The 20,446-nt window shown below is 53.3% G+C and carries 18 protein-coding genes; 4 read left to right on the top strand and 14 right to left on the bottom strand.

Annotated elements, in window-relative coordinates:
• Positions 1–5 precede the first annotated feature (5 nt).
• Positions 6–458 (bottom strand): Rrf2 family transcriptional regulator, encoded by a 453-nt coding sequence (locus FPZ45_RS12120; RefSeq protein WP_144701746.1) that lies wholly within the window; start codon positions 456–458, stop codon positions 6–8.
• A gap of 100 nt (positions 459–558) precedes the next feature.
• Entirely contained in the window at positions 559–1,944 is a 1,386-nt protein-coding gene (locus tag FPZ45_RS12125) for an MATE family efflux transporter (protein WP_144701749.1), read from the bottom strand.
• 156 nt (positions 1,945–2,100) lie between these two features.
• Between FPZ45_RS12125 and FPZ45_RS12130 the strand changes: the two genes are divergently transcribed.
• Both FPZ45_RS12130 and FPZ45_RS12135 read left to right on the top strand, forming a co-directional pair.
• Positions 2,101–2,982 (top strand): helix-turn-helix transcriptional regulator, encoded by an 882-nt coding sequence (locus tag FPZ45_RS12130; protein ID WP_144701752.1) that lies wholly within the window; start codon positions 2,101–2,103, stop codon positions 2,980–2,982.
• Positions 2,983–3,062: 80 nt separating this feature from the next.
• A complete protein-coding gene (locus tag FPZ45_RS12135; protein WP_144701755.1) occupies positions 3,063–4,253 on the top strand; it encodes an oxalate decarboxylase family bicupin in 1,191 nt (396 codons plus the stop codon).
• A gap of 588 nt (positions 4,254–4,841) precedes the next feature.
• Here FPZ45_RS12135 and FPZ45_RS12140 read toward each other — a convergent pair.
• Entirely contained in the window at positions 4,842–5,360 is a 519-nt protein-coding gene (locus FPZ45_RS12140) for a hypothetical protein (protein WP_144701758.1), read from the bottom strand.
• A 168-nt stretch (positions 5,361–5,528) separates the two neighbouring features.
• Here FPZ45_RS12140 and pepT point away from each other — a divergent pair, with 168 nt between their 5' ends.
• On the top strand, positions 5,529–6,764 hold the full coding sequence (gene pepT / locus FPZ45_RS12145) for a peptidase T (protein ID WP_144701761.1): 1,236 nt from the start codon (positions 5,529–5,531) through the stop codon (positions 6,762–6,764).
• Here the strand turns inward: pepT and FPZ45_RS12150 are convergent.
• The 8 genes from FPZ45_RS12150 to FPZ45_RS12185 all read right to left on the bottom strand — a co-directional run bounded on the left by FPZ45_RS12150 (position 6,736) and on the right by FPZ45_RS12185 (position 15,682).
• On the bottom strand, positions 6,736–7,071 hold the full coding sequence (locus FPZ45_RS12150) for an MGMT family protein (protein ID WP_144701764.1): 336 nt from the start codon (positions 7,069–7,071) through the stop codon (positions 6,736–6,738). The two genes, pepT and FPZ45_RS12150, sit on opposite strands and share 29 nt — an antisense overlap.
• Positions 7,072–7,123: 52 nt before the next feature.
• Positions 7,124–8,221 carry an MBL fold metallo-hydrolase gene (locus FPZ45_RS12155; protein ID WP_144701767.1) on the bottom strand — a complete coding sequence of 366 codons (1,098 nt, stop codon included), beginning with the start codon at positions 8,219–8,221 and terminating at the stop codon, positions 7,124–7,126.
• Between the two features lie 114 nt (positions 8,222–8,335).
• Positions 8,336–9,253 carry a polysaccharide deacetylase family protein gene (locus tag FPZ45_RS12160; protein WP_144701770.1) on the bottom strand — a complete coding sequence of 306 codons (918 nt, stop codon included), beginning with the start codon at positions 9,251–9,253 and terminating at the stop codon, positions 8,336–8,338.
• Positions 9,243–10,529, bottom strand: a complete 1,287-nt coding sequence (locus FPZ45_RS12165) for an MFS transporter (protein ID WP_186438363.1) — start codon at positions 10,527–10,529, stop codon at positions 9,243–9,245. Before FPZ45_RS12165 ends, FPZ45_RS12160 begins: the two co-directional genes overlap by 11 nt.
• Positions 10,530–10,639: 110 nt before the next feature.
• The gene (locus FPZ45_RS12170; RefSeq protein WP_144701773.1) at positions 10,640–11,752 is read right to left on the bottom strand and encodes a Ger(x)C family spore germination protein; all 1,113 of its coding nucleotides are present in this window, start codon (positions 11,750–11,752) and stop codon (positions 10,640–10,642) included.
• On the bottom strand, positions 11,749–12,849 hold the full coding sequence (locus FPZ45_RS12175; RefSeq protein ID WP_144701776.1) for a GerAB/ArcD/ProY family transporter: 1,101 nt from the start codon (positions 12,847–12,849) through the stop codon (positions 11,749–11,751). The genes FPZ45_RS12170 and FPZ45_RS12175 overlap by 4 nt, the downstream gene beginning before the upstream one ends.
• The gene (locus tag FPZ45_RS12180) at positions 12,846–14,363 is read right to left on the bottom strand and encodes a spore germination protein (protein WP_144701779.1); all 1,518 of its coding nucleotides are present in this window, start codon (positions 14,361–14,363) and stop codon (positions 12,846–12,848) included. The genes FPZ45_RS12175 and FPZ45_RS12180 overlap by 4 nt, the downstream gene beginning before the upstream one ends.
• A gap of 155 nt (positions 14,364–14,518) precedes the next feature.
• Complete coding sequence (locus FPZ45_RS12185) at positions 14,519–15,682, bottom strand: iron-containing alcohol dehydrogenase (protein ID WP_144701782.1); 1,164 nt, start codon at positions 15,680–15,682, stop codon at positions 14,519–14,521.
• Positions 15,683–15,869: 187 nt separating this feature from the next.
• On the opposite strand from FPZ45_RS12185, the gene FPZ45_RS12190 reads away from it, so the two are divergent.
• On the top strand, positions 15,870–17,336 hold the full coding sequence (locus tag FPZ45_RS12190) for a methyl-accepting chemotaxis protein (protein ID WP_144701784.1): 1,467 nt from the start codon (positions 15,870–15,872) through the stop codon (positions 17,334–17,336).
• Between the two features lie 347 nt (positions 17,337–17,683).
• Here the strand turns inward: FPZ45_RS12190 and FPZ45_RS12195 are convergent, their stop codons facing one another.
• The 3 genes from FPZ45_RS12195 to FPZ45_RS12205 all read right to left on the bottom strand — a co-directional run bounded on the left by FPZ45_RS12195 (position 17,684) and on the right by FPZ45_RS12205 (position 20,432).
• A complete protein-coding gene (locus tag FPZ45_RS12195; protein ID WP_144701787.1) occupies positions 17,684–18,352 on the bottom strand; it encodes a DNA-binding response regulator in 669 nt (222 codons plus the stop codon).
• Between the two features lie 68 nt (positions 18,353–18,420).
• Positions 18,421–18,657, bottom strand: coding sequence for a hypothetical protein (locus FPZ45_RS12200; RefSeq protein ID WP_144701790.1), 237 nt, complete (start codon positions 18,655–18,657; stop codon positions 18,421–18,423).
• Between the two features lie 17 nt (positions 18,658–18,674).
• On the bottom strand, positions 18,675–20,432 hold the full coding sequence (locus tag FPZ45_RS12205; RefSeq protein WP_144701793.1) for an ABC transporter ATP-binding protein: 1,758 nt from the start codon (positions 20,430–20,432) through the stop codon (positions 18,675–18,677).
• Positions 20,433–20,446: the final 14 nt, after the last annotated feature.

The following is a 20,446-nucleotide window of genomic DNA, read 5'->3' on the forward strand; positions in this document are numbered from 1 at the left end:
ACATATTATAACGATCTCGCGAGGAAGTCAATCGTGTATCCTTCAAGATATTCGAGCGTCCGACGATCGACGGTGTCCATGATCTCGACTAACGCATGATCCAATGTTTCATTCTTGCCAGGTTCGCCGTCGCATGACGATTTGGCCGAGTCGCAATCCGGCTGTTCTCCCTGTTCCGTCCCGTCACAGCTTACCGCCGTATACACGTCCGCAAGCGTAATCCGTTCCGCCGGTTTTTTCAGGCTGTAGCCGCCATCCCTGCCTTCCCTGGCTTCTACGAGCCCCGACTGGGCCAGCTTGGAAAGAACTCTCCTCATGAATGTCGCATGAGAGTTCACTTGATCCGCGATGGCCGCGCTCGACAAGCTGCATCCACTGCGCGCGAGCCATACCAGAATATGAACCGCTACCGCGAACCGCGGAGGACCGATTTGGTTACCACGACCAGAAGCGCCCATGAAGATCACCTCCTATCGGTCTATTGTACCCTCGGTCTTCCGCGTTTCGCAACCAAGGCCAGTCGCAAACGAACGTATTCAGCATCATCCGTGTATGGCGTTATACAGACAAACTCGTTTCCCGGCTCTTGCTGGCCGCGTCCACTTCCGATCCCGTTCTAGATCTGAACAAGTATTTTTTTCCCATCCAGCGACGTAACACAATTACGCCCCGCACCCATTCGTCGGCGATCATGCTGCAGTAAATTCCGATAAGCCCCCAACCCGCGTGAATGCCCAACAAGTAGGAGCCTCCCGTAGCGACGATAGACATGGAGACAATTCCAACGATCATCGTAAACCGGGTATCCCCCACCGCATTTAACGAGTTGTTCAAAGTCATATTCATGACCTTGCCGGGCTGCAGCAGCAGGTTCAGCGCAAGCAAGGAAGTGCCGATCGCCACGATTTCCGGATCTTTCGTGAACATGCCAAGCAAGGAACTCCCCGCGAAAAACAACACCGAAGCGTTGACCATGACGAGCGCAAGCCCGATGCCAAGCCCGCGGAAGGCTCCCCGATAAGCTTCCTCGTTCTTGCCGGCACCATATAGATGTGCGACTTGAATCTGGAGAGCTATCGCGATCGCATAGCCGAGCATGAAACAGAACGATTCCATCGAATTCATATACGTTCGGGCCGCTAATTCCTTAGCGCCTAATATCGAGATAAATGCATAGATCGTAAGCTGCGAGAAAACCCACCCACACATGTTAATGCCAAGCGGCCACCCGATATTTAAAATCTCCCGCAGCAGCTTCGGTTTAAAAATCCAGAAGTCAGCGAACCGAATCTTCCGTTCGAACGAGTTCATGAAAATATAGAAGAGCAGCACAACCGCGATCAGTCTGCTGACGTTGCCGGAGACGGTCACCCCGAACAGGCCCCATTCCGGAAATCCGAACAAGCCGAATATCAGTACGTAGTTCATGCCGATATGGATCAGGTTCATGGCAATTCCGATCACCATCGGCGCTTTCGTGTTGCCCGTATTGCGGATCGCGGTGCTAAGCGCGGCAATCAACGAGGTCAGCACTATTCCGCCCCCGAACAAGGAAACGTAAGTCTCCCAGAGCGGCAGCAATTCATCGGAGACGTGCAGCATGCCCGCCAAAGCGCGTGGCTGCGTATAGAGCAGAATGCTGATTCCGAGTCCGATCACCGCGCATATCGTCACGCCCATGGTCGCGATCGACCGGGCGTCTTCTCCCCGCTTGGCCCCGAGCTTCTGGGCGATCAGAATGCCCGCGCCCCCGGATATCGTGACGAAAAGAGTCATGAGTGCGTTAAACAACTGTCCCGATAACCCGACCACAGCGACCGCATTATCCGAAATCCGGCTGACCATGATCGTATCGACGGTGCCCAGCAACGATTGAAGCAGCAATTCTATAAAGATAGGCCAGGCCAGCGCCCATAGACCGAAATTCGTTTTTTTCGATTTCACGATTCCAACTCCCGATGCTTTGGCTATTCCAGCTTGGTTGTTTATATAATCGACTTCTGACACAAAACACATTATAGTAGGAATCACATACGCAATGTGTCAGTTTTCAAACCGATTCTTTCATTTTTCAAACTTCGACAACGAGGATGTGGCGGGATGGAATTGCTCGAATTCAACGTGCCCCCGATGCTCCATTACATCTCAAGCGGGCATACGGAATTTGCTGTCGGAGACCGACACCTCAGCAGGCGCAACATTCGCGTATTCGATCTGCTTGCGGTCACGCACGGCTGCATCTATATCAGAGAAGAGGACCGGCATTACGAAGTATCGGCGGGAAACGTACTCATCCTTCGCCCTGACGTCTCCCATTATGCGACGGAAGGGTGCCGGTCCAAAACGGGCCATTATTGGCTGCATTTCCAGACGACTGGCGCCTGGCAAGCTACGAATGCATTCCCGCCTAGAAGAGCACCTGAGTCTTCCGACGTCTGGGATGAATCGCGCAACTTCTTCGCCAGCACCTCCTCCCTCGTACTCCCTCAATATACCAAGCTGGTTCAACCGGGAAAGTTCTGGGAACTGATAGATAGGATTAACGAACTGACTCCAGAAGCGCATCTGAATGCATCCCGCCTACAGCAGCAATTTATTTTCCAGGAAGTCATTCGCCATCTATCCGTCGGCATCGAATCCGAACCCTTGACCCCGGCATCCGCGTGCGCCGAACAAGCAGCCGCTTATTTGCGCGCCCGCTTCCGGGAGGAGATCACCGCCCGATCGTTGGGTGAAGCGCTCAACTTCCACCCCGTGTACATCGCGCGCTGCATGCAGAAAGAGTATGGCCTGTCCCCGATGTCCTATCTGCTTAGGTATCGAATCGAACAAAGCAAGCTGCTGCTGATGCAAACCGATTATTCGATCGCGCGAATCGCGGAGGAAGTCGGCTTTAACCAAACGGCTTATTTCAGTTCCTGTTTTCAGAAAATCGAGGGCATATCCCCGCGGCATTACCGGCAAAGGTTCTCCCAAGGATAATAATCAGACATGTGAATCATAGAGGGTTCATAAGTTACTAACATATTTATCTTTTCGATCGAGAGGAGCTGTCTTCGCTGATGGATCATTCGCCTCGCGCGACCGATCGACACGGTTATATCCCTCAACCGATACGCAAGGACGGAGCCGGAGCGACCGACACCGGCCCCCGCGACATCATGCGCGACCTGGAAAACCCCGACATGTTCGTTCCGCCCGCAACGGATGCCGGAATGCTTTCTAATTTGAAGTTTTCCTTTTCCGACGCACATATGCAACTGAACCATGGCGGGTGGTCCCGGGAGGTGACCGTTCGGGAGCTGCCGATCGCGACGACGCTAGCCGGCGTGAATATGAGATTGACGCCCGGAGGCGTCCGGGAGATGCACTGGCATCAGCAGGTCGAGTGGTCCTTTATGATCTCGGGGCACGCGCGGATTACCGCCGTTGATCAAGACGGTCGCAACTTCATCGCCGACGTCGATCCCGGTGACCTATGGTACTTTCCTCCGGGAATTCCCCATTCGATTCAAGGGCTGGCCGATGGCTGCGAGTTTCTGCTTGTCTTCGACGACGGACACTTTTCCGATTTGAACACCCTTTCTCTCTCGGATTGGTTCGCCCATACGCCTCGGGACGTTCTCTCCGCGAACTTCGGCGTACCGGAAAGCGCGTTCGCTTTCCTCCCGGACAAACAACGCTATATATATCAGGACAACGTACCCGGTCCGATCGACAGCCAAGCCGTCCCCGATCCTCAAGGATCGGTTCCCCTTGCCATGACTTATCGATTGCTCGCCCAAGAGCCCATCGTCACTCCGGGCGGTTCCGTGCGGATCGTCGATTCCCGCAATTTCCCCATCTCCACCGGCATCGCCGCTGCGCTCGTCGAGGTCAAACCGGGCGCCATGAGGGAAATGCACTGGCATCCCAATAACGACGAATGGCAGTATTATTTGTCCGGCACAGCCCGAATGACCGTGTTCGCGGGCCAAGGCGCGGCGCGCACATTCAACTATCGCGCGGGCGACGTCGGCTACGTGCCGTTCGCGTTCGGCCATTACATCCAGAACACCGGCAATACGAGCGTATGGTTCCTGGAGATGTTCAAGAGCAACCGCTTCGCCGACGTCTCGCTGAACCAGTGGATGGCACTGACGCCTTATCCGCTCGTCGCGAACAATCTCCATGTCGGACCGCCGCTCATGAACGCGCTTCGCAAGGAGAAATGGCCGGTCGTCAAATATCCGCAGCCTTATAGAGACGGATAGACCGAGCTGCCCCTTCGCTAATTTGGGGATTAGAACGATTATGCATGAATTTTCATATACAATTTCGGGTCAAATCTCCATTTGACCAATTCTGTATGAAATTTCATATATAATTTCTTCCTTCGCCTCCTTGGCTATCATTTCTAAATGAAATTTCATATACAATCGGCGAATTCGGCGTGTGAGCGGCGCATTATGTATGATTATTCGTATATATTCCCGGGAACTAATATAGCGGTGTCTAGTGGCCGGAGTTTAGATGGCTCGCGAGCTGTATGTAAGTATCGGCCTTCAGGTATCCAACGAGTACCGCTCCCATATAACGATGTATAACATCGCTATTCTACTTGCTGGTCGTTTTTTACCGTAATAGCGATATACTTCATCGTTGTTCGTCGGAAACTTGTTCTTTGACCGCGACGATCCAGTTAAGTACGATGTTTTGGATCGTTAATCGCTCAGCCATTACTCCGATTTCAACAATAGCGATGATTTCTAACGTTATTCGATGCTGGCGGGTCGATAAAAAAAGCGGTCGGACAGGTTTTATCCTGTTCGACCGCTTAGTTATTCATCTACCGAGGCTCCTCAGCCCGAGCGCAGCCGAGTTTCCCCGCTCCAGTAAGCAAGCTCGCACCGGGAACCAAGGGGCATAAGCTCCGATAGGTACCTGTGCATCAATTCTTTCTCAATGTCCGTCAAGCTTGTCGTTGAATGGACGATAAAATGAAGAATGCCCGTATTGAAATCGTATCTGCTGAACGCTAATCCTCCGCTCCCCAGCATCTCGTTCATGACGTCTACGACGCCGTCTGGGTCCAAATCCCGCCGCATCGCCGCCTGCACGATCCTCTCCGGAACCTCGAACTCCCTCGGCACGCCGTCTTCTTGCAATTCCGAGTAGGGTTTGACGCGATAACAAACGTAAGGGGCCAGATAACTCTCCGCGAAAGCAGCCAATGCAGCGGCATCCTCTTCCAGGAGTACGAGATCCTCGTTCCAAGCGTAGAGGGTCGCTTTATTTGTACCGGACGTGTGGATTCTGACATATCGAATTTGCGGATTGTGCTGCTGTACTAGATGTTCGGACAACAAACGCGTACCCATCCCGATCGCCTCCCTGATTGTCTCATGGGGACTCGCCAAATGATTGCGCTTACATAAATTGTATTCCTTAAAGCATATTCCGTCTATGGCAAATTCAGAATGACCGACGCTAGGTTTTATACTCGCGCAAAACTTTGGTAAGATATTCTCAAGGAGCTGATTGATACCGTGAAAAACGAGATTATTGAAAGATTCACAACGTACGTTAAGGTTGATACGCAATCCGACGAAAACGTCCAGAGCTGTCCAACGTCGGAAGGACAGTTGACACTTGGCCGGATGCTCGTCGAGGAACTGAAAAGCATCGGAATGCAGGATGTCACGATGGACGACAACGGTTACGTCATGGCCACGTTGCCCGCCAACACGGATAAGGATGTGCCGACGATCGGCTTCCTCGCCCACTTGGATACAGCGACCGATTTTACCGGCAAAGACGTGAAACCGCAGATCGTTGAAAATTACGACGGCGGGGACATCGTACTGAACGAAGCGCAGCGGATCGTGCTGTCTCCGAGGGATTTTCCTGAATTGGCGGAGTACAAGGGACACACGTTGATTACGACGGATGGGACAACACTTCTAGGGGCCGACGACAAAGCCGGCATGACCGAGATCATGACCGCGATGGCTTATCTGATCAAGCACCCCGAGATCAAGCATGGACGGATCCGGGTCGCGTTCACGCCGGACGAAGAAATCGGCAGAGGACCTCATCGCTTCGACGTAGGCGCCTTCGACGCAAGCTATGCCTATACGATGGACGGAGGTCCGCTCGGCGAGCTCCAGTACGAAAGCTTTAACGCCGCCGCGGCTCGAATTACATGCACGGGCAAGATCGTGCATCCCGGCACTGCGAAAGGCAAAATGGTCAACTCCGCGAAGATCGCGTTAGAGATTCAAAACAAGCTACCCGTCCAAGAAGCGCCTGAATTCACGGAAGATTACGAGGGATTCTTTCACCTGATTTCCGTTCACGGCGATGTCGAAGAAACGAAACTTAACTATCTGGTCCGGGATTTCGACCGCGAGCGGTTTAACGGAAGAAAAGCCCTTCTCACGGCGATCGTGGAAGAGCTTCAAGAGAAGTATGGGAAAGAACGGATCGTGCTGGAGATCAAGGATCAATATTACAATATGCGCGAGAAAATTGAGCCGGTTATCGAGATCGTCGACATCGCCAAACTAGCGATGAACAACCTCGGCATCGAGCCGATCGTTCGTCCGATCCGCGGAGGAACGGACGGTTCTCAGCTTAGCTATATGGGACTGCCGACTCCGAATATTTTCACGGGCGGCGAGAATTACCACGGCCGTTACGAGTACGTATCCGTCGACAACATGATCAAGGCGACGAACGTCATTCTCGAGATCGTCAAGCTTTTCGAGCAGAAATCGGCTTAACCGGAGGGTGATAACGGTAGACGTCGAGGTCGATCAAGCCGTTCAGGCCGAACTCGACCCCTTCGTTTTCCAGATAGAGCTTCTGCATATAGCGCCCTTCCCCTTCCTGGATCGCGATCTCCCCTTTCGCGTTCACGACTCTGTGCCAAGGCAGGCCGTGCTTCTCGCTCAGCGAGTGCAAGATCCGTACGACTTGCCTGGCTCCTCTGGGACTGCCCGCATTTTCCGCGACTTGTCCGTAAGTCATCACGTTTCCTTCCGGTATTCCCTTGATCACTTCGATGACCCGTTCCGTAAAGGGCTGCATCCGTTCACATCGCCTTTCCTCGCCAGTTTTTTGTGCCTTTTCCAAACCTCCCTTATGACCGCCACCAAGCAATCGTAGGAAGCTTCGGCTCTCCGATGCGGACCGTCTCGCCGATTCTAGGCGTCGCCAACATCGCATGAAGTTTCTCAGCCGCCTTCACCGCCCGTTCGACGGGATCTGTCCAGTCATGCAGTGCCAGCGTAAACGCGCCCCAATGGATCGGGATCATCGTTTTTCCGCGAACGTCGATGTGGGCTTGTACGGTTTGTTCCGGCATCATATGAATAGCGGCCCACCGTTCGTCATACTGTCCGCATTCCATCAAAGTGAGATCGAACGGTCCGAACTTGTCCCCGATTTCTTTGAAATGAGGTCCGTAACCGCTATCCCCGCTAAAATAAATGTTGGCCTGCTTGCCGGAGATCACCCATGAACACCATAAAGTCGAGTTCCGGGTACCGATATTCCTGCCGGAGAAGTGGCGCGCTGGCGCGCACGTCAGCTTGATTCCTTCGAAGACCAGCTCGTCCCACCAATCGTGCTCCGTAATGATAGCCGGTTCCACTCCCCATCGCTCCAGATGCGCGGCGACGCCAAGAGGGACAATAAACCGCCTGACTTTATGCTTTAATTGCTTGATCGTGTCGTAATCCAGATGATCGTAGTGATCGTGCGACAACACCACCGCGTCTATTGGAGGGAGCTTATCGATCTCAAGAGGCAATCTTTGGCTGTAGCGACGTCCGCCGAATATCGGGAACGGCGAAGGCGTCGGACCCAACATTGGATCCAGGAAAAGCGTTTTGCCGTCCAATCCTAGTAGAACGGCTGAATGGCCGAACCAAGTGACTGAAGCTTGATCTTCCGCGCTGCCCAACTGGTCGGCAGTGATCGCAGAGACGGGGATCGGCGCGTCCGGTTTGCCGCGGGGATTGCCTTTGGCGAACTCGATCAACGACTTGATCATCATGCCCATGCTCATGCTCATATCCGTGGGAATCTGGTTCACGAACGTCCTCTTGAGCCGATTGGGGGATTCGCCGATCCGAAGCTTGCTCTGCTTGGAAGCTTTGCCCCCGAGCGGGGGATAATAACTAATTATAAGAAGTACGGCCGCAATCACGATGACAACCGAAAGCGCAATCCACATGATGATCTCCTCTTCTCCGAGCCTTGTCGGTTACGAATCTATTGATGTTGAATGGTACCCGTTGCATTATCGTAACCCGAAATTGCTCGGAAATCCAATCGGAGGAGAGGGCATCTAATTTCGCATCAACTCTCTCGCCAACCTGAACGCGGAACCGATCCGCGACCTTCCCCCATGTTCACGGACGTACGAATAGTCCGTCAGCATGACCCCTGCGTCCTTCAGCGCAAAAGAGAAGTCATCGTCCAGCATAAGCTGGTACTCCCACACTCGTTTCCGCCAATGCGGAACCTGTTCGAGCATGCGGGCATCCTCGATGGCCGGATGAATGTACGTTTCGCTGATTCCTTCCGGAAGGACGTACAGCTTCCCGATCATTTCCCGCTTGAACTGATCGTAGGTCTCTCCCTCCCGCATGTGAAACGGGTGGGACAACAAGTAATCGGGAATCGCGACTCCCATTATTCCGGCAAGTGCCGAAGCTTTGGCCGCGGCCCGTTCGACGCCCGGGATATCTGATAACAGCGGGTCTCCGGGATACACCTTGCGAAACAGGCGAAACGGCAGATTCCGCTTGGCGCACAGCCGCAACGCTTGAGGAATAAAGCTGCGGCCGGTCGCCGTTCCGTATAAGCTGCCCATATGATTGTCGGCATGCGATAGCCTGATGCCCGCTCTCGCCGCCTTCTCATATTGCGCGTCCAGCTCCCTAACGACCGCGGCGGCGTCAGCCCTGAGTTCGAATTCCTCGACCGTCCTCGGCATATGTCCGCTCTCGTCGTGAAGCGACGGATGACCGGTCACGCTCCGCCAGCGAACCGCGTCGAACTCGCTCGTGAGCGCCAGGTGCAGCCCGACGTTGTCCCGCCCTTTGCGGGCGCACCATTCCGCCGCTTCCTCGAAACCGGGCGCGGGGGCCATGATCGTCGCCGAAGAGACGCGCCGTTCCTCGAGCAAATGTATAATCGCCCGGTTCATCGGCGGACTCTGGCCAAAATCGTCGCAGTTGATAATCAGATATTTAAGACTCATGCTCCGGTTTCCTTTCAATTTTTACGAATAATGAGATTACGATGGAGATGATCAGGAGGATTAGCGGGACTGCACTGATCAGATAGCGGAAGGTGGACTCCGGGTCTGGCCCCGGATTGTCCCCGCTCTCGTAACCGAAGATGACGCCGACGATCAGGAAAGCCAGTGCGGAGATCAGCCCGCTTGACCGAACGATAAAGCCGCTGACCGCCGTATAGACACCTTCGCGGCGGCTCCCTGTCTTGAGCGCGTCCTGGTCGATGATTCGGCTGTTTACCATCGGCGGGGATACGAGAAATCCAGCCAAGCCGAAGCCGACGATCACTCCCGCCGCGATTCCGCTTGCCAGGTTGGTTCCGAACCCCAGCGGAATAACCGATAGCGCGTAGGCGACGAACGACCATCTCCATCCCTTGACCGGATCGATCTTGCGCAGTAGCCAATACCAGACCCCGACAAGCGGAATGACCGAGACGAACACGGACGCGAGCAGAATCGTATTTTGGTCTTCCGGAATCTTCAGCACGTATTTGGCGTAAAAAGGAATCGTCGCGCTCAGCAAGCCGTTAACGGTCTGGGCGAACGAATTGGCAATATTGACGAGCCAGAAAGGTTTATTCTTGAGCGTTTCCTTGAAGGCCTCTCTCAGCTTGGGCTGCGGCGCACCGACAGCCTCTTCGTCCTCTTTCACGAAACGAAGGAACACAAGCATAAGAACGGCGAATACGATCGCATAGACGATCGCCATATTGCCGAATCCCATCGCGCCGAACAAGAACGGCGTCAGCGAAGTTCCGATCAGAATAGCGACGATCTGATACCCTTGTTGAACGGCGGAAGCTTTCGTGCGTAGCCTATCCCCTTTGAACAGCTCGGGAAACAATGCTCCGTAGTTGACCCAGATGACCGTCGCCACCGCTTCATAGAAGATCAGCGCGATCAGGAACCAAGTGAACAACCCCATCTCCGATACGCCGGCCGGCGGGGAGAACACCATAATATACGCGAGCATGAATAGCGGAATGGCCCCGAACAGCCACGGACGCCTGCGGCCGTACTTTGTCTTCGTCCGGTCCGACCAATATCCGAACAGGGGCTGGTTGACCGCGTCCCAGATGAGGAAGATCGTGCGGGCCAACGTGGCGAGGCCGATGCCGAGACCCAGTTTCTCCACGTAGTAGTAACTGTAAAAAGTGCTGAACGCTTGGCTCGGGATCATCATGGCCAACATCCCGAAGGCATACATCATCGGGGAATTCATAAGCTTGGATTTCACGGAACATCGCCCTCCTCCGCTTCTCGAATTGTAAACGCATTCAAGAAAGTCTTTAAGAAATTTTTCTCCTTTTCTATATATTCGAAGCTTGGGTGGAATATCCTACCTTCTCATTGCGTAATTCCCGTATTTACGATTTCCAAAGACACGCGCGTGTCGAAGCGAACTTGCGGGTACTCTTTTTTCCAATCGATCCGCTTCCACAGCTTCGGGTGAAAAGCCATCAGCCTGCGGGCAACGCCGCAGCCGTCGTGGCCAGCCTTCTGCATTTTACGGATGATCTTTTTTGAGTTATCCGTCAACTCCTCCGATAAGAGACGTTCCAGGTTATGCATCACGCTCATTTTGTACAGATGATTGCTCGGATCTTCCTCGACCGCCACCCTTAGCTTCAGATTCAGTCTCACCTGAATTTCCTGATCGTCCGCGACGATCACCTTTAAACTGCGCCTAATTTTTTTAACATTGATCGTGACGTACTGGTACCCGCTTGATTTGTTTTTTTCCATAGGCTGTAGCGTCATTCTTAAATTTTGTTTACCCAATCCGGTCAATAGCAAATAAACCCGGGATTCATCAAGATTTAGCGTTTCCGTCAAGCGAATTCCGTTGAACAAAGCCATGCCTTGCACGGCCGGAACTCCTCTCTTGACGGCCAACAACGGTAACGAAAAATCGAATCCGCGGTCCAAGGGATGAAGCGTCTGAATATTGACCTGCGGGATGGCCGCGTCCAGTTCCATGCTTTTCAGTAGGTCATCGACGTATAAGCCGATCGTCTTGTCGCCGACCATCTTCAGCCGGATCAACTCCTCCGCCGTTCCTCGGGCAACGGCTATCCTCGCGCTAAGCGGACTCTTTGGATCTCGGTAATAGACGTCCAGAAAAGGCATGATATCGTGATTTCTAACCAATTCTTCTCCGAATAGCAGAACCCGCAATTTCGCGGCCGAATAGATTCCCGACACTTCTTCGTCAATCTTCTGCCTGGCATGCTGGGTGCTTCTCGCGACCACGGTATGAATTTCGCTCGTATCTTTGCTTCCCGCCTCCGTAATCGTCGTATCCCGAATGGATACGGTTGCCCGGAGTTTTCCTTTAGGCGCTTCATCCATGCCGCCTATACTCACGGTTCTTTCGTTCTTTAACAACTGCTGATCCCAGCATCCGCATACCGCTAGCGCTACGGCGACGGTTAATGTGCAAACAAATCTCCTACTCATCCTTCCGCCGATTCCTTTCTTTGTACTTTGAACAAATAGGAGATACACAACAGAACGATCGGCAATGTTACGAAAGATACGCTGCCCAGAATCCCGACGATACTCTTTAATCTGTTGACCATGTCTTGATTGTGCGGATAAAGCGAAATACAGAAAACAATGAGGGTCACAAACGGAGTTGTCCCCGCATGATTCTTCATGCCGAACAGGCTCGACACCGATCTGGCCGACATAAAGAGATAAGCCATGATCGTCGAGGTCACGACGACCGTCCAGATCGTCAGGAAATAGAGGTCGGCACGCTCGATTATTGTGAAAGACAGTGCCTTTACCATGTACAGTATCGGTTGAGGGATAATTTTAATCTCCTCCGGAGTGAAGACGAGCAAACAGGTGAACACCAGATAGACATAAACCAGGACAGAGAATGTATTCGCGTAAAAGACGGCTTTAAGGATCGTCCTGCTTTTGCCTTGCACATAAGGATAACAAAAAAATAGCATCTCGTATCCGAAGAACGAATTCATCGAAAACAGAGCTCCTTTGATGATACTCGGGATGCCGGCCTGGTTGATCGGTAATATGTACATGATATCAGCTTCCTTATATGCGTACGTTGCGATAAAGATCATTAGGAAGATCAAACCGAAGGTGAGCACGAAAAACCGGGCGATCGCCCGCAGGTTCTCTCGCGCCATATAGAGAGATACGGCTAATATTAAGATCAGGACGATCGACTTGGGTGTATTCGGGAAAATCCAGTCTCTAACGGCGTTGACGAATAACAACGAGGTGAGGCTGCATTCGGCAATGAAAGATGCCGCGAATACGAGATGAACGATTGTTCCGATCGGTTTTCCAAGCAGCAACGGCAAATAGTCGAACAGGATCATACCGGGAAAGCGCCTGCTCAACCCCCATATGGCCAAAATCAATATCATCGTCGTTATTCCGGCGAGACTGACCGAAATCCAGGCATCGCTGCTGGCGACGGATTCCACGCTGGAGGGCAGAAACAGGATGTTAACCCCGATCTGCGCTTGAATGATCACAAACATCAGTTGTCCCGGCGTGATTTTGTCTTTACCCGCGATCATCGTTTCGCCCCTCCTTTCTGCCGGTTGCTTTCTTGAATTAGCTTCTGGGAATGCGACTCCATAGGACGCTCATTCAACATCCAGAAAGGCAAGCGCATGAGAGAATCCTTCCAGTCCTTCAAGCGCATAGGGGCAAGAGGCGCGAAGTAAGGCCTGCCGAACGACTCCAGTATGCACAAGTGAACCAGAATCGCCATCAGGCTGAAGACGATACCCTGAAACCCCAAAAAAGCCGCCGAGAGCATGAGCGGAAACCTGAGCAGGCGGACGGAATAACTCATCTCGTGGGAAGGAACCACGAAGGAAGCGATCGCCGTCAAAGCGACGACGATGATCATCGGGTAAGAAACCAGTCCGACCCGAACGACCGCGTCGCCGATGACCAAACCGCCCACGATTCCGATGGACTGGCCGATCGGAGCGGGCAGACGCATACCCGCCTCCCGAAGCAACTCGATCGCCAGTTCCATGAACAGGGCTTCCAGAATAGGCGGGTAAGGAATTTTCGCGACGCTTCCCTTGATCTGGTAGAACACTTCCTTCGGAATCACTTCATAGTGGAAGGACACGACCGCGATATAGTATGCCGGAAGCATAATGGCGATAAAAAAGCTAAACAGCCTCAGAAGCCTTATGAAAGTACCCGCTAGTGTTCGGCTATTATAGTCGTCCGGCGACTGATAGAATACGAAAAAAGACACGGGTACAATCAACGCTGTCGGCGTTCCTTCCATCAGGAAGGCAATCCGTCCCTCGAGCAGATTGCCGATCGTCCGATCCGGGCGCTCCGTCTGCAGGATTTGGGGAAATGGGGAGAACGACTGGTTTTCTACATATTCGAGAATCATATAGGCGTTCATTAAGTTATCCGCGTCGATCGCTTTAATTTTGCGATCGATCTCGTCGACCAGCTTCGGATCGGCCAGATCGTTCAAATAGACGATCGAAGCGTCGGACTTCGTCATCTTTCCCAGCCTATACCGGCGAACGACCAAATTGCGGCTGCCGATTTGCTTGCGGATCAGTTGCAGATTCACGTTCATGCTCTCGATAAACCCGTTGTGGGCCCCTTGAATCGCCTTCTCGTTCATCGGCTCTTCTACCGCTCTATTGTTCACCGAGGGAACTCGGACGACATAGCATTCCCGTCCTCCTTCGAAATGAAGAACGGAATACCCCTCAAGCATAAGATCGATGGCCCTCTCTAGGTCCGTATGCTTCTGAACGTCGGAGGACGTGATCACGCTCATCGGATCGTCTTCCCCGGCGGCAAACAGCGGCTTTAGAATAAATTCGTGGATCTTGTCCGGATCGCAGACGGAATCAAGATAAAGAAGACATCCTTGGCCGGCCGAGCAGACGATCGGCCTGTTCTCAAGATCACCGGTCTGATAAAGAGCCTGCTGCACATATTCGACGTTATCCTTCGTCGCTGCGGATACGGCTCTATCTTCCGAAGCGATATGGCTTCGCTTGGCCGTCCCCTTGCTTTTGGACCTATTATTCGTAAACATGCGGCTGAAAAACCCCATACGTGCACCCCGTTTTCCTAATCCGGTTCCAGGGTATTGTTACCAGACCTTCCATCTCTTATTCTTAAAATGGAAATGCAAAGAAACCGCCCCGTTGTTGGAGCAGTTTCGGAATCGCCTTATGCCGCCTCGAGAATTTACAAGCTGTTTCTCAAGATCTGAAGCACATCGTCCTTCGTCAATTGCTTAAACGAACCGATCGGACCGAATTGCGTCGCTTCGTCGGCCATCCGCTCCAGATGCTCGTCGCCGATCTCCAGCTCTCCGAGCGTCGCGGGGGCACCGATTCTGGTAAAGTACGCGCGGGTCGCTTCTATTCCCGCAAGCGCGATCTCCTCGTCCGTCTTGCCCGCCGGATCGATGCCCCATACCCGAACCGCGTACTGCACGAACTTGCCGACGCGCTCTTGATACACGTATTTCATCCAGTTCGGGAAAATAATCGCAAGCCCCGCCCCATGCGGAATGTCGTAGATGGCGCTCACTTCATGCTCGATGCCGTGCGTCGCCCAATCCGTCGTCACTCCGTTCGGCAACGTCCCGTTAAGGGCATACGTGCCCGCAAGCAACAAGTTGGCCCGCGCATCATAATCCGTGCCGTCCTTAATCGCTTTCTCTCCGTTCTCGATCACCGTAAGTAAGACCGATTCCGCGAAACGCTCCTGAAGCGGAATATCCGTCGTTAACGTAAAGTATTGCTCGAATACGTGCGACATGATATCGACGATGCCATTAACCGTCTGATTCGCGGGCACCGTGTAAGTCAGCTTCGGATCCAATATCGAAAATCGCGGATATATATGCTTGCTGCCGAGTCCGCGCTTCTGCTTCGTTTCCCAGTTGGTGATGACGGAATTTCCGTTCATCTCCGAGCCGGTAGCCGCAAGCGTCAGAACGGTACCGATCGGCAACGCCTCCTGAATGACCGCCTTGCGGATCGTAAAATCCCATACGTCACCGTCGTACAACGCTCCCGCCGCAACCGCTTTAGCCGCGTCCAGCACGCTGCCGCCTCCGACCGCCAGCACGAATTCGATGTTCTCCGCACGGCAGATTTCGATCCCCTTGTTCACCGTCGAGAGACGCGGATTCGGTTCGACTCCGGGCAGTTCGTGCACGACGGCTCCGATCCGGCCGAGTTGGAACATGACGTCGTCAAACAGCCCTGATTTCTTGATGCTCCCTCCGCCATATACGAGCAAGATTCGCTTCCCGTAAGGCTCGACTAACTCGCCCAGCCGTTCGACCATGTTGGCTCCGAACACCAGCTTAGTCGGATTGTACAATTCAAATGCGTTCATGCTTCGTATTCCCTCCTAGGCGTAATCTTTCGTGCATCGAACCCAGTGTACCATTGAATGAAGAAACGCGCACATTTTCCCGGGAAGGCGCAATACCGGCGTCGCTTTTATTGTAGTATGATGGTTGATTATGGTATTGTTTTCGTTATTCGACATTATTTTTATAGGACCGGAAGGCGGATGGACAGTGGGCAACACCGAAATACTGCATCGTAGAAACAAGCTACTCGTTAACATCATCTGGGGAATGCTCGTCCTGGGAATCGTCGTGGATTTTCTGGCCGGAGCGCCATCCAACTCCATCATTGTGCTTGCGGTTATCGGCACCATCGCAGGCGGTACGGCCACCTTGCTGACATACAAACGTTGGTGGTCTCCATATATCATGTACTTGGTATCCGTGATTATTACAGTACTGACCGTGTTGCTTATCGCGACCGGCCCCATTATTACGACTTATTTTCTTGTTTACGTCAATCTGGCGGTTATGAGTCTTTACAGCAGTTCCCGGGCCATCGCTTTCTCCGGCCTTTCGGGAATCGCGCTTACGATCTATTGTTTCCTCAGTCCCTTCAAGGACGAGATGTTCGGCAATAACGATCCCTTTACGATCATGCTCTATTTTCTGCTGATCGCCGTTCCGCTGTACGTATCCGCGAAGTTCAGCGAACGCGTACAAGCCGAAGCTTCATCCCAGCGCGAACAGGCCGTGGCCGAACGAAACCGGGCGCAGCAGATCGTCGGTCAGGTCTCGGAGTCACTAGTTACCCTTAACGACTTCAGTTCCAATCTGAAGAGAAACATGACGTCGACCAATACGATCTCTAAAGAGGTAACCACTGCTTTCTCCGAAGTCGCGTCCAGTATGGAGAGCCAGACTTCCGGCGTCGCGGACATCAGCGAATCGATTCGGCTGATCGGGCAAGAGATCGCGTCGCTCGCCGCCCATGCGACGGAAATGAAAGAGCGTTCGGAGAATTCCGCCCGTTATACGAATATCGGCAATCATGAAGCGGAAGCGCTCGAGACGCAGATGAAACAAGTTCATGAAACGATCGACGATTCCGCTGCTCTGATGCAAGAGCTTAACGAGCAAAACAAGCAGATCGGAGACATCGTCTCGACGATCAAAAACATTTCCAACCAAACGAACTTGCTTGCGCTTAACGCGGCGATAGAGGCCGCTCGGGCAGGCGAACACGGCATGGGCTTCGCCGTCGTCTCCCATGAAATCCGCAAGCTCGCCGAGTCCTCCACCCAATCGACAGAGTTGATCGAGAACATTCTCGAGACGATCCGGACGAAGACGACTCTGGCCGCAGAACAGGTTCTCCAAGGACAGCTCGGCATTATTCGCAGCGGAGAATCGGTGAATAAGGTTGCGGAAGCAATGCGCTCCCTTGCAGCTGACTCGCATCAGAACGAGCGGCATTCCTCCGACCTAAATCATTCCGCGGAAGATTTGAATACCCAGTACGATGCCATCACCGAGCGCATCGTCAAGATCACCGAGGCGACCGAACAGAACATGGCCGCAGTGGAAGAGATGTCCGCCAGCATGACGACGCAGGATACGAGAATCGGAGATATCGTCGAGAGCTTCTTGCAGTTGGACAAGCTCGCCTCCGATCTGAATAAGATGACCGAGAAATAGGCTGTCGCAATAAAACCGGTGGCGAATTCGCCCTTGTTACGGTCTGGCAGGCCGTTAGACGACCCGCCGGTCGCGATTTCGCCCTTGTTACGGTCTGGCAGACCGTTAGACGACTCGCCGGCCGCGAATTCGCCCTTGTTACGGTCTGTCAGACCGTTAGACGGCTCGGCGGCGGCGAATTCACCCTTGTTACGGTCTGGCAGACCGTTAGACGACCCGCCGACCGCGATTTCGCTCTCCTTACGGTCTGGCAGACCCTTAGACGGCTCGCCGGCGGCGAATTTGCACTCCTTACGGTCTGGCAGACCGTTAGACGGCTCGGCGGCCAATCTTCCGTTCTTATGAAACTAAAGTTGTCTGCCATACTTAGTTAAACGATAAGCACAAATGCGCTTTATTCCGGATACCCCCGCGAGAATCCGCTTCTCCACCAACTCCCGAATTTCCCTCCTCACAAACTTCTCCTTTTTCCCTAAACAATCGCATGCCATCTCCACAGTGATCGGAATTACCGAACGGGCGGCAAGACGGACGATTTCGCGTTGATATAGCGGGATTTCGAGTAATCCTGGTCGTTCTTGCCCGTACCACTCCTCCATCATTCTTCTTATAAAACTCTGGCAGTCAACCGGATCTTCCTTTAACTTATCAACGGAGAACCGTAGAATGTTCCAACCACCCAAAACAATTTCATTCTGTCGATCCAGACCGCGCATAAATGTATAGCGATCAGTATCTCGAGCATGCGTCCCGAATCCGTCGCACTCAATGCAGGTCGGTCCCGGATCGCGAATATATCCATAATCCATGTAACTGTATTTTCCCCGGGCGTCGATGAACTCATATTCCGGATGTAGATCATCCAAATTTCCTACGACCGGCCACCACACATGTTCCAAGAACGATTTTTCTCCAAAACCGTGACGATCCTTTATTCGCCGAAGACGCTCTCCTCGACTTTCACCAATATGCCGTTCCAGCCACGCACGATATTCCGATTCAAATTGTTTTCCCACTACACTCACACTCCTCAAAAATAAAAATAACCGCCCCAGTCCCAGAGTGGGAACCAGAGCGGTGTGCTTCACGCGCTTATGTTTTCATCATAGCTTAGACGACCCGCGGTCGCGATTTCGCCCTTGTTACGGTCTGGCAGACCGTTACACGACCCACTGGCGGCGTTTTCGCCCTTGTTACGGTCTGGCAGACCGTTATACGACCCACTGGCGACTATTTCGCCCTCCTTACGGTCCGCCAGACCGTAAGACATCCCGCCGGCCACGATTTCACCCTTCTTACGGTCCGCCAGACCGTAAGACATCCCACGCAGCCTCAACCTCAGGCCGGCAAAGGGGCTTTCTCCCCCGTCTGAAGCTGATACATCTTGAAGTAGCGGCCGCGAAGCGCCATTAGTTCGTCGTGGGTGCCGCGCTCGACGATCTCGCCGCGATGCAGCACAAGAATCTGGCTGGCGTCGCGGATCGTGGACAGCCGGTGCGCGATGATGAGCGTCGTTCGGCCTTCGCTGACGACTTTGAGCGCCTGCTGGATCAAGCCTTCCGTCTCGCTGTCGATACTGGCGGTCGCTTCGTCGAGAATCAGAATGGACGGATCGAACGCCAACGCCCGAGCGAAAGAGATCAGCTGACGCTGCCCCGACGACAGAGTGCTCCCCCGCTCGACGACCGGTTCGTCGTATCCGTTCGGAAGCTGCTCGACAAAAGGGGCCGCCCCAACGTCGGACAGCGCCTGCTTCACTCGGTCCGGAGAAATCTCCTTGTTATACAAGCTGACGTTGAACTTGATGTCACCCGCGAACAAATACGGGTCCTGCAGCACGATTCCCATATGCTTGCGCAGTTCCTGCTTGGACAGCGTCGCAATATCGACGCCGTCTATCGTAATCTGCCCCGCTCCCGGCTCGTAAAAGCCCAGCAGCAGATTGATGATTGAGCTTTTGCCCGACCCCGTATGCCCGACGAGCGCCACCGTCTCTCCTCTGCGGGCTTCGAATGAGATGTTCCGCAGCACGTGATCGTCGCCGTTGTAAGCGAAGGTCACGTTCTCGAATTTCACTTCGCCCTCCGGCTTAGCCGCTCCGGAAGCATCCTCCACCTCCTCGCCCTCCATATCGAGAACGGCGAACACTTTATCCGCGGAGACGAATGCCCGCTGCGCGTTCATCAGTTGGTCGAATATACCGATTATCGGGTTGAATATCCGTCCCAAATAATCGATAAACGCGTACAGCACGCCGATCGACAACACGGTGCCGGACAGCGAAAGATTGCCGAAGTACCAAATGACGTAAGCGGTGACGAGACTTCCGATCGTTCCGACGATATTCCGCGACGAAAGGGAGAATACGCGGAACTGCTTGACCTGCGCGTCGTAGCGATCCTCGTTCAGCCGGTCGAATTCCTCCAGCGTCACCTTTTCCCTGCGGAAGGCTTGGATAATCGGCATGACGGCAATCGATTCGTTGAGCATCGCGTTCATATCGCTGAGCCTCGCGCGCATGATAGAAACGTACTTCTTGGAAAACTTCAAATGAAAGTACATGATCAGCGCAAACACCGGCGGAAGGGCTAACGTGTAAACGGCCAGCTTCGCGTCCAGAATGAACAAGGCCGCATAGATTCCAATCAAATGCGCGAAGCTGACGACGAACGTCGCCATGAAGCTCATGAACAGCTCCCGTATCGCTTCCGTATCGTTGGCGACGCGCGATACGATCTGCCCGATCGGTGTGTTATCGAAATACCGAAGGGGAATACGCTGAATGTGGCGCATGACGTCCATTCTCATGTTTTTGATGATGCGCAGCGCGGTCGATTGCAACAGATAGGATTGCGAGAAATTCAGCAGCCCCGATGCCAAAATCAAGCCGATGTATAGCGCGAGTAGACCCAGTACGGGGCCGATATCGTCCGTGCGCGGCGTCAAATGTCCGTCGATGATCGTCTTGATAATATATGGACCGCCCAACTCCGCGCCTACCGCGCAGAGCAACAGCGCCAAAGCGCCGATAATTCGATATTTGTATACGAGTGCATAGGAGAGCAGTCTGCTCCCGCTCGAACGTTTGGATGCCATACGAGCCTCCGATC

This window comes from Cohnella terricola (assembly GCF_007786475.1).
In the GTDB taxonomy this organism is placed as follows: Bacteria; Bacillota; Bacilli; order Paenibacillales; family Paenibacillaceae; genus Cohnella; species Cohnella terricola.